Annotated in this window: 9 protein-coding genes and 1 pseudogene; 6 read left to right on the top strand and 4 right to left on the bottom strand. The window is 39.0% G+C overall.

The genetic code is table 11. The annotated features are described in order from the left end of the window. Position 1 precedes the first annotated feature (1 nt). The 3 genes and pseudogenes from pta (at position 2) to M5121_RS05240 (ending at position 4,528) form a co-directional block, all read left to right on the top strand. Positions 2 to 2,137: a phosphate acetyltransferase gene (gene pta / locus M5121_RS05250; protein ID WP_249570552.1), complete on the top strand. Its 2,136-nt coding sequence runs from the start codon at positions 2 to 4 to the stop codon at positions 2,135 to 2,137. Positions 2,138 to 2,366: 229 nt separating this feature from the next. Then, a complete protein-coding gene (locus tag M5121_RS05245; protein WP_249570551.1) occupies positions 2,367 to 3,893 on the top strand; it encodes a fumarate hydratase in 1,527 nt (508 codons plus the stop codon). 93 nt (positions 3,894 to 3,986) lie between these two features. Then, a pseudogene (locus tag M5121_RS05240) lies at positions 3,987 to 4,528 on the top strand (DUF2059 domain-containing protein). A 17-nt stretch (positions 4,529 to 4,545) separates the two neighbouring features. On the opposite strand, the gene M5121_RS05235 reads toward M5121_RS05240, so the two are convergent. From M5121_RS05235 to tig, 4 genes are all read right to left on the bottom strand, one after another. After that, entirely contained in the window at positions 4,546 to 5,262 is a 717-nt protein-coding gene (locus tag M5121_RS05235) for a DUF2846 domain-containing protein (RefSeq protein WP_005156180.1), read from the bottom strand. Between the two features lie 150 nt (positions 5,263 to 5,412). Next, positions 5,413 to 6,723 (bottom strand): ATP-dependent Clp protease ATP-binding subunit ClpX, encoded by a 1,311-nt coding sequence (gene clpX / locus M5121_RS05230; protein WP_004660446.1) that lies wholly within the window; start codon positions 6,721 to 6,723, stop codon positions 5,413 to 5,415. A 28-nt stretch (positions 6,724 to 6,751) separates the two neighbouring features. After that, positions 6,752 to 7,357, bottom strand: a complete 606-nt coding sequence (clpP, locus tag M5121_RS05225) for an ATP-dependent Clp endopeptidase proteolytic subunit ClpP (protein ID WP_004660445.1) — start codon at positions 7,355 to 7,357, stop codon at positions 6,752 to 6,754. Between the two features lie 196 nt (positions 7,358 to 7,553). After that, positions 7,554 to 8,885, bottom strand: coding sequence for a trigger factor (gene tig / locus M5121_RS05220; RefSeq protein WP_249570550.1), 1,332 nt, complete (start codon positions 8,883 to 8,885; stop codon positions 7,554 to 7,556). 463 nt (positions 8,886 to 9,348) lie between these two features. Between tig and M5121_RS05215 the strand changes: the two genes are divergently transcribed. From M5121_RS05215 to M5121_RS05205, 3 genes are all read left to right on the top strand, one after another. Continuing rightward, complete coding sequence (locus M5121_RS05215; protein ID WP_249570549.1) at positions 9,349 to 11,748, top strand: catecholate siderophore receptor Fiu; 2,400 nt, start codon at positions 9,349 to 9,351, stop codon at positions 11,746 to 11,748. 97 nt (positions 11,749 to 11,845) lie between these two features. Further along, entirely contained in the window at positions 11,846 to 12,529 is a 684-nt protein-coding gene (locus M5121_RS05210; RefSeq protein ID WP_005156185.1) for a Fe2+-dependent dioxygenase, read from the top strand. Beyond that, entirely contained in the window at positions 12,529 to 13,632 is a 1,104-nt protein-coding gene (locus M5121_RS05205; RefSeq protein ID WP_249570548.1) for an alpha-hydroxy acid oxidase, read from the top strand. The genes M5121_RS05210 and M5121_RS05205 overlap by 1 nt, the downstream gene beginning before the upstream one ends. Positions 13,633 to 13,638: the final 6 nt, after the last annotated feature.

The following is a 13,638-nucleotide window of genomic DNA, read 5'->3' as shown; positions in this document are numbered from 1 at the left end:
TATGAATACGATTTTACTGATTCCAACAGGTGAAGGGGTTGGTCTTACATCTGCCTGTTTAGGAATGATCTACGCTTTAGACTGTAAAGGGATTAATGCTGGTTTTCTTAAACCATTTTCTCAATTAGCAGATTCAACCGTTGATCGTACTGCAACACTTTATCGTCATTTATTTCAACATCAATCTGTTGAACCGATTGCTTATGAAAAGCTCACCCAGCTTCTTGGTTTAGGCGAAACAGATGAGCTACTCGAAGAAGCTGTTGCACTGCATCGTAAAATCTCAGCCAATCACGATGTGATTATTGTCGAAGGTCTTGTACCCAATGGACAAGATCACTTTGCCAGTGAAATTAATGCCGCACTTGCACAAGCACTCGATGCCCAAGTCGTTTTGGTCAGCACAGCAGATTTAGCTGACCCACGTAAAACAGCTGAAAAAGTTGATGCACATTTGCGTCAATTCGGAGGTGCTGCATCACCGCGCACCACAGGCATTTTATTTATGCGAACCAAAGGTCTTCCTGAAAGTACAGCAGCAATTCCTGTCACACTTGATCCAAGTTTGCGTTTAGATAAGCAAATTGCTGAATTTTCAATACAATTACAACGTTACAATCGTTTTATTGGCACAAGTGAATTACCTATCATTGGTTTAGTACCATTCAGTAATATTCTAAGCGTACCGCGTAGCTTAGATATTGCCACTGTTGTGAATGGTACGTGGTTAAATGAAGGTGAAGCAAAACAACGCCGTATTTTACATACCAGTTTAATCGCATCTGATATTGAAGCCGAATTACATAAATTTGTTGCTGGCGAACTCATCATTAGCGCATCTCAACGTACAGATGCTCTACTTGCAGCAAGTCTCGCAAGCAGTAATGGAATTCCTTTAGCGGGTTTGGTTTTAGCTGAACAAGCAGCTCCAGCCGCGAATATTTTGGAATTCTGCCAAGGTGCTATTAAACAAGGCCTACCGATTTTACACACTTCGCTAGACACATTAGAAACAGCACAACGCCTATATCATTTTGGCAATGAAATTCCTGTAGATGATATTGAACGTGCTGAACAAGTGACGCGTTTTGTTTCAAGCCATCTTGATAATAGTTGGCTCGATCAACATACCCAGAACAACCTGAATCCACGATTATCTCCATCTGCATTCCGCTACGAGCTGGTACAAAAATCGATTGCTGCGAAAAAACGCATTGTACTACCTGAAGGTGATGAACCTCGTACTGTACAAGCCGCAGCGATTTGCCAATCACGTGGTATTGCTGAATGTATTTTATTAGCAAAACCTGAAGCTGTTGCTGAAGTTGCTAAAGCGCGTGGTATTCTGCTTCCAGCTGATCTGCAAATTATTGATCCCGATAGTATTCGTGACCAATATATTGAACCTATGGTTGAATTGCGCAAAGGTAAGCTAGATGCATTACAAGCAAAAGCACAGCTACAAGATACTGTAGTCCTTGGTACAATGATGTTAGCACTTGATCAAGTCGATGGCTTAGTATCTGGCGCAATTCATACCACTGCCAATACCGTTCGACCTGCATTTCAATTGATTAAAACAGCCCCGAACTACTCATTAGTTTCATCAATCTTCTTTATGTTGTTGCCTGATGAAGTTTATGTCTACGGCGATTGTGCAATTAATCCAGATCCAAATGCTGAACAGCTTGCTGAAATTGCGATTCAATCTGCAGACTCTGCTAAAGCCTTTGGTCTTGATCCGCGTATTGCCATGATTAGTTATTCAACAGGTACGTCAGGTGCAGGTGCCGATGTTGAAAAAGTGGCTGAAGCAACCAAAATCGCCCAACAACGTCGTCCTGATTTACTGATTGATGGGCCTCTACAATACGATGCGGCTTCAGTTGAAAGCGTTGGACGTCAAAAAGCACCTGAATCTAAAGTTGCGGGTCGTGCCAATGTGTTTATTTTCCCTGATCTCAATACTGGTAACACCACCTATAAAGCAGTACAACGTGCAGCGAATGTGGTCAGTGTCGGTCCAATGCTACAAGGCTTAAACAAGCCCGTAAATGATTTGTCTCGCGGTGCTTTGGTTGATGATATTGTGTTTACTATTGCCTTAACGGCGATTCAGGCAGCGCAACAGGATTAAATCACGATCTTGATATTATAAAAAACCATCTACCAGATAAAAAGTAGATGGTTTTTTATTAGACTTGTTTTTCCATGCGGCCAGCCACACATAAGCAAAACTAAAAATTTCAACACGTCTCCTGCCTATTTAGACCTTTAGCCAAATGTGCGCTAAAACTCCCACAATGATAACTTTTTGTCATATAATTTAGCCCGCCAGCTAATCGCCCGCTCAAGAGAAATTTGATATGACAACGATCATCAAACAAGATGACTTGATTACATCAATCAAGGATGCCCTGCAGTTTATTTCCTACTATCACCCACAGGACTTCATCCAAGCGATGAGCCGTGCCTATGACCGTGAAGAAAACAAGGCTGCAAAAGATGCAATTGCTCAAATCCTCATCAACTCACGTATGTGTGCTGAAGGTCATCGACCAATCTGTCAAGATACAGGGATCGTCAACGTTTTCCTTGAAGTCGGCTTAGATGTTAAATTTGATTTAACCATGAGCTTAGACGATGCAGTGAACGAAGGTGTACGCCAAGGTTACTTAGAAAACTCAAACGTACTTCGTGCTTCAGTGCTTGCTGATCCAGCTTTTGGTCGTAAAAACACCAAAGACAATACACCTGCTGTCATCCACTACAAACTCGTACCTGGTAATAAAGTTGATATTACCGTTGCGGCTAAAGGTGGCGGTTCAGAAAATAAATCTAAACTTGCGATGCTAAACCCATCTGATTCAATCGTAGATTGGGTACTTAAAACTGTACCAACGATGGGTGCAGGCTGGTGTCCACCAGGTATGCTCGGTATTGGTATCGGTGGTACTGCTGAAAAAGCCATGATGCTTGCAAAAGAAGCACTCATGGAAGAAATCAACATGGACGAATTACTTCGTCGTGGTCCACAAAGCAAGATGGAAGAACTCCGTATCGAGATCTTCGAAAAAGTAAATGCACTGGGTATTGGTGCTCAAGGTCTTGGTGGTTTGACGACTGTTCTTGATATTAAAATCAAGGATTACCCATGTCACGCTGCGGGTAAACCAGTGGGTATGATTCCGAACTGTGCTGCCACACGCCACGCACACTTCCAGTTAGATGGTACAGGTGTAGCACACATCCAAGCACCTAAACTTGAAGACTACCCTGCTGTAACTTGGGATTCATCTCAATCAAAACGTGTGAATCTTGATACCATTACACAAGAAGAAATGAATTCTTGGAAACCAGGCGATACTTTACTTCTTAACGGTACAATTTATACAGGTCGTGATGCTGCACATAAGCGCATGGTCGACATGTTAAATAATGGTGAAGAACTTCCAGTCGACTTAAAAGGTAAATTCATTTACTACGTTGGTCCTGTTGATCCTGTTCGTGATGAAGTCGTTGGTCCTGCTGGTCCTACAACTGCAACGCGTATGGATAAATTTACGCGTCAAGTCTTAGAAGCAACTGGCTTGTTCGGTATGATTGGTAAAGCAGACCGTGGTCCTGCTGCAATTGAAGCGATCAAAGACAATCAAGCAACTTACTTGATGGCTGTGGGTGGTGCTGCTTACCTCGTGTCTAAAGCAGTTCGTGAGGCTGAAGTTGTTGCATTTGCTGACCTAGGTATGGAAGCAATCTACAAATTTGTGGTTGAAGATATGCCTGTTTCTGTTGCCGTTGATGTGAATGGTACGTCTATCCACGCAACTGCGCCAAAAATCTGGCAAGCAAAAATTGGTAAAATTCCAGTTGTAGATGCTGCGGCACAATAATCCGCTCATCAAAAAAATAGCCGAATCACTGCATTCGGCTATTTTTTTATTTAAAGCTTCTGTTAAATTATAAAAAACAATAAGGATAACAAGATGAATAAAACAATATCGATCCTAATAATGAGTATTTGCTGTGTAATGGCAACAGAAAATACATTTGCCAGTCCTGCTCAAAAAAAATCTGTAAAAGAACTAATTAAACTCAGTGATTTAGAAAACCTTTTACATTCGTCTCTAGATGAGATGCAGCCTGCATTAGACTCTAAAGCCGAAAGTATGCTTTTAAAAATTTTGGGTAAAGAGAGACTGACAACCAATCAAGAACATCTAGCACTTGTAGAACTCAGTCAATTATTAAAAGACACAAGTTCAAAAATGTTTATGCGGCCTGAAACATTACAAGCAATTGAGCAAATTTATACAGAAACACTGAGTGAAGAGGAAGTACAAGCTTATTTAAAATTTTTGCGAACGCCAGAAGGAAAATCAATCAACCAAAAAATTTAACAATTAGCAGCAATGTTTTTCAATACATGAATAATTTAAATCAAAAGACCTTAAATAATCCTGAGCAAAATTTAAAACTCAAAGAGCAGCTTTTAAGCATCATCAAACCCTTAATTCAAGATGAATAAACGCTGCTCAATATTGACTACCACGTCAATGGATTCCAAAGTTTAAATGGCTTAACCAATAAGACCTCAGATTTTTCATCATACTTAGCTGGCTTTAACTCTTGAGGCTTAGACCGAATTTTACCTGAGGCATCTTGTGCCACAAAGTTATAGCTTGATGATTTTAGGCGGGTAAAGGCAATTTCCTGATGTGCGACTTTATCGGGCATGATCATAAATGGTCCCGTATGTTCGCTGCGAGAAATCTTATTTTCTTCATCATATTTAATAAAATAAGTTTGTGATGCATCAACTGTAAAATCTAAATACTTTGGTTTTTGGAAATGCATACCAGCCAATGGGCGGCTCACACTCAAACGATAAGTACCTGCTGGTAGTTCCACCCAATAATAGTGATTATGCAATAGGCTTGGGATTCGATGCCCATTAATAAATAAGTTTGCTGCTGCAATTTCTTGACGATTCCAACGTGTATCTGGACGATACAAATAAACCACCGCGGCTTGTTCATTTTGTGGTTTGATCGGTGTGTAAAATTGACCTAATTTTTGATTGACCCATCCACCCACAGTAAAACCTCCCACATGATACTGATCAAGCAGACCTGGCTCTTTTGTTGTATCTACTGGAGGTAAAGTTGCTGTGAGTGTTGTCGTATTTTCTTCAACTGTCTTATGACTTTGACAACCAGCCAATACCCCTGCACAACATAATGACAATATTAAATAACGCATGATATCCCTCAAGGCGTTTTCTTGGATTTATTTTTAACAGCGCAAAACTATGCGGATTTTCCAATTTTTAAGATTAACACCTCATTAATTAATTGCAAATAAAAAAAGCATGAAAAGTCTAAGCTTTCATGCTTTTTAGATGAATGAGAATTAAGCAGATTTTGAATCAATAACTTTCAAATCTTTCTTTTCAACTAATTCAGGTGTTGTCACTTGTGGTAAACGTTCAGCTTTAAATGTTGGCTTAGCTGTACCATTAATCACAGCTTCATCCACAATAACCGTCCCCACATCACTACGACTTGGTAAATCATACATAGTTTCTAGCAAAACGTTTTCTAAAATTGAACGTAAGCCACGCGCACCCGTATTTCGTTCAAGTGCTTTCTTCGCTACAGCACGCAATGCAGATTCATCAAAGACAAGATCAACATTTTCCATCGTGAAAAGATACTGATATTGGCGAGTTAATGCATTTTTAGGCTCTGTCAGAATTTGCATTAATGCTTCTTCATCCAGTTCTTCTAAAGTTGCAATCACAGGCAAACGACCAATAAACTCAGGAATCAAACCAAATTTGACTAAATCAGTTGCTTCGACTTGACGGAACAACTCAGAGACTTTTTTACTGTCGTCCTTATTCTTCACATCAGCCGTGAATCCAATACCGCCTTTCTCTTGACGTTGTTGTACAATTTTCTCTAAACCAGAGAATGCACCACCACAAATAAATAAAATATTTGAGGTATCAATTTGAATGAATTCTTGTTGCGGATGCTTACGACCACCTTGTGGCGGAATAGAAGCAACGGTGCCTTCAATCATTTTCAATAATGCTTGTTGTACACCTTCACCCGATACGTCACGAGTAATTGATGGATTCTCCGATTTACGGGTAATCTTATCAATCTCATCAATATAGATAATACCTTTCTGCGCTTTTTCTACATCGTAGTCCGCTTTCTGCAATAACTTTTGTACGATATTTTCAACATCTTCACCCACATAACCCGCTTCTGTGAGTGTCGTTGCATCTGCCATGGCAAAAGGAACATCCAATAAGCGTGCAAGTGTTTGCGCAAGCAAGGTCTTACCTGAACCTGTTGGCCCAATCAACAAGATATTACTTTTCGCAATCTCAATATCTTGATGTGCATGATGCGACTGACCAACTTTCAAACGCTTATAATGATTATAGACCGCAACAGATAGTGTTTTCTTTGCAACATCTTGTCCAATGACATATTGGTCCAACGCAGCACGTATCTCATGTGGTTTAGGCAAAGCTTTAGTCGCCCAGTCACCTGCTTCAACTTGTTGACTGGTTTGCACTAAATCTAAGCAGACATCCACACACTCATTACAAATATATGCGTCCTCACCTGCAATCAATTTTCCAACTTCAGATTGTGTCTTACCACAAAATGAACAATGCTTTTGTCCTTGAGGATGTTCGGACATATTTACTCCACAACTTAAATCTTAAAAACTAGGGACGTTTGCTTAATACTTGGTCAACTAAACCATATTCTTTAGCTGCTTGTGCAGTCATAAAATTGTCACGATCTGTGTCACGTGCAATTCTTTCATAATCTTGACCACTATGCTCAGCCATCAGACGGTTTAGACGCTCTTTGATATAAAGAATTTCACGTGCATGAATTTCGATATCAGACGCTTGACCACGGAAACCACCGAGTGGTTGGTGAATCATCACGCGTGCATTTTCAAGACAGTAACGTTTTCCTTTAGCACCCGCATTCAATAAGAATGCACCCATTGAAGCCGCTTGTCCCATGCAATATGTAACAACATCTGGCTTAATAAACTGCATAGTGTCATAAATTGCCATACCAGCAGTTACTGAACCTCCCGGTGAGTTGATATAAAGATGGATATCTTTCTCTGGATTCTCAGCTTCCAGAAACAACATCTGCGCAACGATAAGATTCGCCATGTTATCTTCCACTTCACCAGTCAAGAAGATCACACGCTCACGTAACAAACGTGAAAAAATATCAAATGAACGCTCACCACGTGATGACTGCTCAACGACTACAGGAACTAAAGCATTTTCAATTGTTGGAACATACATATGTTTATTTATTCCTAAATTATTGTGACTCGATCATGCCAACAATATGAGGGATAATCGCCGAAATTGCAAAAGGTTCAACCCTAAATATTCGACTATTTAGACTAAAAGCTGGCAATTTTTCGATAAATTAACACTTTCATAACACGGATAAAAAAAGGCGCATTAAGCGCCTTTCTTCTGAACTTTTAAAAGATTAGCCACGACGAGCTTGTTGTTCTTTTAATAAGTCTTCGTAGCTTACAGCCACATCATTTACTTTAGCAGCAGCCAAGATGTGATCAACAACTTGGTCTTCTAGCACAACTGCTTCGATTTGAGCACGTTGTTGTTTGTCATTTTTGAAGTATTCAACCACTTCTGTTGGATCTTCATAAGAAGAAGCCATGTCATCGATGTAAGCTTCAACACGTGCTTGATCAACTTCAAGTTTAGCATCAGCCAATACTTTGCTAACCAATACACCAAGCTTCACTGATTTTTCAGCTTGTTCTTTGAACAACTCATCTGGAAGCATGCTGCTATCAAATGCACCTGCACCTTGAGCACCAAACTGTTGAGTGAACTGTTGAATCATTTGTTGACGTTGACGGTCAATTTCCTGAGTAACCATAGAAGCTGGGACTTCAATTTCGTTTGCAGCGACAAGTGCATCAAATGCAGCTTGTTTAACTTGGTTACGAAGACCGTTGCGAACTTCACGTTCCATGTTTTTACGAACGTCAGCTTTTAACTTATCTACGCCTTCTTCTTCAGTTAAACCAAAGATTTTTAAGAATTCAGCATCAATCTCTGGAAGTTTTTGTTTTTCAACAAGCTTCACAGTGATTTTGAATTGAGCTGCTTTACCCGCTAAGTTTTCAGCTTGGTAATCTTCAGGGAAAGTAACATCAATCACTTTCTCTTCGCCTTTCTTCATCCCGATGATGCCATCTTCAAAACCAGGAATCATACGACCAGAACCAAGAACAAGTTTAAAGTCTTCAGCAGCACCGCCTTCAAACTTCTCGCCATCAACTGTACCTTCAAAATCGAAAGTCACTTGCATGTCTTTTTTCGCCATGCCTTTAGTTTCAGTCCAAGAAGCACGTTGTTTTTGCAAGTTTTCAATCATTACATCAACATCAGCATCGTTGATTTCTGATGATTTACGTTCAACTTCTAAGTCAGCAAAAGCTTTCACTTCTACTTCTGGATAAACTTCTACAGTCGCTTCAAAAACTAAAGCATCATCTTTGTTTTCAACTTTTTCAATGTTCGGCATGCCGACCGCATTGATTTTTTCTTGTTGAATTGCTTCGAATACTGTGTCACGAATGATGTCATTCACAACTTCTTGATAAATGCTCGCACCATATTCACGGCGAACAACATTTAAAGGCACTTTACCTGGACGGAAGCCGTTGATCTTCACAGTTTTGGCAGTGCGTTTTAAGCGAGCTTCAAATTGCTCGTTAACACGGCTCGTCGGTACAGAAACATTTAAACGACGGGCAACGCCCGAAACCGCTTCAGTCGTTACTTGCATGGCTTCCTCGATATATAGTTAGTAGTAACATTTTTAAAAGTGCCACATTATATGACAACTTTCTAGATATACAAAATCAGATGATCAAAATTCCCTATTTTTCCTAATTTGCCAGAAAAACAACATTTAAATTCTCAACCTAAAAAATCAAACTAACAATTTTAAAATAATCATTTAAGTATAAAAAACATAGCATTAAAACAAATCAATCGTTAATACTGATTCTCATTATCAAAAACAAGTATAATACCAATTATAAAATTAAATTATAAATATCATAAGCTTAAGCCTATACAATTCATTATACAGCCAAAATCACAATTGATAATAATAATAATTATCATTAGACTTCTCACAAAATATTACATAGCTTAACAATCTACTCACTTTTACTACATTTTTGTAGAAGTTTAAAAAGATCAAAAGCTCTGTCATTCATCTGTTTAATTTCGGGGGTTCTCTCATGGCAAAAATCAAAAGCCGTAAACATATTGCTACAACACCGTTAGTTGCACTTGCAGCAAGTCTACCTTTAGCCAGTCATGCGACAACTAAAGAAGAAAAAGTGACTCAACTTCCAACCATTGAAGTGACAGCACAAGAGATCTATAAAGCCAATACCGTTAGTTCCCCAAAGTACACACAACCTTTAGTAGACACACCTCAAACGATTCAAATAATTAAAAAAGAAATTTTACAAGAGCAAGGGGCTGCTTCTTTAGTGGAGGCATTGCGAAATACTCCTGGGATTACCCTACAAATGGGTGAAAATGGAAATACCAGTGCAGGCGATACTTTCCAAATGCGTGGTTTTTCGACTCAAACTTCGACTTATGTAGATGGAATTCGTGATCTTGGTGCTGTAAGTCGTGATGTATTTAACTTAGAGCAAATTGAAGTTGTTAAAGGTCCTTCAGGTGCTGAAGCTGGTCGTGGCTCTGCTTCTGGTTATATCAATTTAATCACTAAATTACCTAAAACTGAAAATAGCCGTGAAGTCTCTGCACGTTATAACACAGCAGAAAATGCGCGTTTAACGGCTGATATTAATCAGGCAATTAGCGAAAGTACCGCAATCCGTTTAAACGTAATGGGACAAGATGGTGGTGTAGAAGGTCGAGATGTTATAGAAAATAACGGTTGGGCAATTGCACCATCGATTGCATTCGGATTAGACAGCGATACTCGTCTGTATTTGTATTCTCAACATATTCGTCAGAATAATATTCCTGATGGTGGTATTCCAACTATAGGTATGAAAGGCTTTTATGGATACACCTCTAGCTACGCAAACGATAAAAATCTTGCGTTAAGAGATCAAATCCGTGAAGCTATTAATAACTCTGCTGATATGCAAAAAGTGAATAAAGCTTTACAAAATGCGCCTGAAGTTGATCGTAGTAACTTTTATGGAAGCGTAAATGACTATGAAGATATTAGCTCGGATATGATTTCGGCTAAAATCGAAAGTGATTTTAGTGAAAATATCAAATTTACCAATATCTCTAGATTAGGTAAAACCAGCATGAAAAGAGCATTAACTGGAATTAATGCAATTAATGCTCCATCAGCTACAGTTACCGTTAATCCAGATAATAGCTATAGTTACAAATTTAACTATGGGTCATTTGACCCTAATAATAGAGATACATGGGCAATTTCTCGTTCCCATCAAGGCGTAGATCAAGAAAATAAAATCCTTGCGAATACATCAAATTTGAATATTAATTTTAAAACGGGTGCTGTTGAACATGATTTAGTTGCTGGCTTAGAATTTTTGCAGGAACAACAAATCTCTCGTACTTTATCTACCCAAAAACCAGGAACAAAAGCTCCTACAACGCCTGCTGCGAATCTCTATAATCCTAACCATGATGATGTAATGCCTGAATTGGTTTATACAGGTGCATATAGTGATGGTGAAACCAAAACAGCCGCAGCTTATTTATTTGATACGGTAAAACTATTAGATAATCGTTTACAGTTTAATGGTGGCGTACGCCTTGATTACTATCATACCGATTATGAGGCTTTAGCTGTTGCAACGAATGCAACCACCCTTGCGATTACGAAAACTCCCACTCATCTCAAAGCACACGATACTTTGGTGAGCTGGAAATTAGGTAGTTTATTCAAACCAACCAAAAATAGCAGCCTTTATGTGTCTTACGCTAAATCATTGACTCCGCCAGGAAGTGCAAACTTTAGCTTATCGGACACAGGAGCTAATAGTTCAGCAGCTAAACCACAAAAAACTAATCACTATGAAGTAGGTGGAAAATGGGATGTATTAAAGAATAAATTAGCATTAACTAGTGCGATTTATCATACTGAGAATGAAAACCAGTTTACCCAAGATCCAATTACGAAAGAGTCTATTCAAGAAGGCAAAACACGTGTTCAAGGCGTAGAACTTGGAGTCGTTGGTCAAATTACATATGCTTGGAATATTTCTGCGGGCGTTGCTCATATGAAAACTAAGCAAAAAAATCAACAAAGTTTCAATACTACGACAGGTGAAAAAACTGTCACTGATTCGGTACGTTGGTCTCCAGATTGGACTGCTTCATTATGGACAACCTATGATATTGCAGGTTTTAAGTTAGCCCTAGGTGCACGTTATGTTGATGAACAAAAACGTGTGATCACAGACAGTACAGCGCCAGCAAATATGCCTAAAGTTCCATCTTATGTTGTCTTTGATGCAATGGCGGGGTATAGCTTGAACAAGAATGCTTCTGTGAATCTAAATGTCTATAACTTAGCTGATAAAGACTACATTAGTGCTTTAAATAATGGCGGTAGTCGTTTCGTACTTGGTCAGCCACGTTCTGCTGCCTTAACCTTTAACTACAAATTCTAAGTCATTTTATTTAATTCATCATGATTGAATAAATGAACACAGCCTGTCAAAAAAGCTATAATTTTTGACAGGTTGTATTTTTTGGAAGATTCAAAATATGATGTTGCATATCCCCCAAGTACTCAATAAGCATCAAGTTGCTGAGCTACGCGAACAAATACAACAACAATCAGTTTGGATTGACGGTACACATAGTGCAGGTCCACAAGCACAAAAAATTAAAAATAATTTACAAGTCGATATACAGAGTAATGTGTATGAATCTGTTAGCCATTCTGTTTTGAATGCATTACAACAAAATCTGCTTTTGCGTTCAGCTGCCCTCCCTAAACATACGTTATTGCCAATGTTTAACTGCTATCAAAATCAAGGCAATTATGGCAACCATGTTGATAATTCGATTCAATATTCTGCAAAAACAGGGCAAATGATTCGTACTGATGTGTCTATCACCGTCTTTTTATCTGAACCTGATGAATATGAAGGTGGGGAACTGATTATCGAAGATACTTACGGAAGTCATGAAGTGAAACTCGATGCAGGAGATGCAATTGTTTACCCAGCAACAAGTTTGCATCGTGTTGAACCTGTGACACAAGGACGTAGAATCGCAGCATTCACATGGATTCAAAGCATGGTTAAAGATGACTGGCAGCGAACGATGCTATTCAATTTAGACATGACTATTATCAAACTCAGACAACAATTGGGCGATACAGAAGAAGTTGTTAGTTTAACCAGCCATTATCATAATTTATTAAGACAATGGGGGGATTTATAATGCATGACCAGATCCCTACACCCGCTTTGAATACTATTCCTTCGTATATTCAAACCATTCACGACTATCAACAACAAGCTCAGCGACACGTTTCTGAAGATGTTTGGGGATACTTAAATGGTGGAGCGATGCATGAAAGTAGCGTGCAAAATAATTGCCAACAATTTCAAAATATTCAATTGATTCCTAGACATCTAAACGACTTAACACAAGGTAATACTCGTTTTCATTTATTTGGGATGGAATATCCGCATCCTATTTTTCTTGCACCGATTGGCCACCAAGCACTTTTTCATCCTCAAGCAGAAGCTGCATCTGCTCTCGCAGCTGAACTTATGCAAAGTAACTTGGTATTAAGTACATTCACAAATACTCATATGGCACAGTTGAAACCAGAAAACCCGTATAAATGGTTTCAATTGTATTGGCAAGGATGCAGAGAAAAATCATTAACCTTGATCAAACAAGCTGAACAATCAGGTTATCGTGGAATTGTGATTACGGTCGATGCCCCCCATGTGGGTATCCGAGATCGGGAACGTAAGTTATTCTTTCAGTTACCAGAAGAAATGCAACATCCACACACCCCTACCCATTTAAGTTTTCCTGATGTATCGCCATCCGAAAGCCAACTATTTCAAGGCTTAATGCAAATTGCACCTAAGTGGGCGGATATTGCTTGGGTGATTGCAAATACACATTTACCTGTAATCTTAAAAGGAATATTACATCCTGCCGATGCTCAAAAAGCCCTCGATCATGGTGTATCTGGGATTATTGTTTCTAATCATGGTGGGCGCATTGTAGATACGACTATTCCACCCTTAATTGCATTACAAAAAATTCGCGCAATTGTTCCTCCTGATTACCCTGTATTATTAGATGGTGGAATTCGACGTGGTACAGATGTCTTTAAAGCAATTGCATTAGGTGCAAACGCCGTATTGATTGGACGTCCTTATATTTATGGTTTAGCAACAGCAGGCGCTTTAGGTGTTGCTCATGTCATCCGCATGTTAAAGGAAGAATTTGAAATTACGATGGCACTCATGGGAACCGCTACCATAAAGGACATTAATCAAGACTATATTTATCAGCCTTAAGCATAT

Source organism: Acinetobacter sp. ANC5681, from assembly GCF_023488045.1.
GTDB lineage: Bacteria > Pseudomonadota > Gammaproteobacteria > Pseudomonadales > Moraxellaceae > Acinetobacter.
This window is presented reverse-complemented; position numbering and strand designations above follow the sequence as displayed.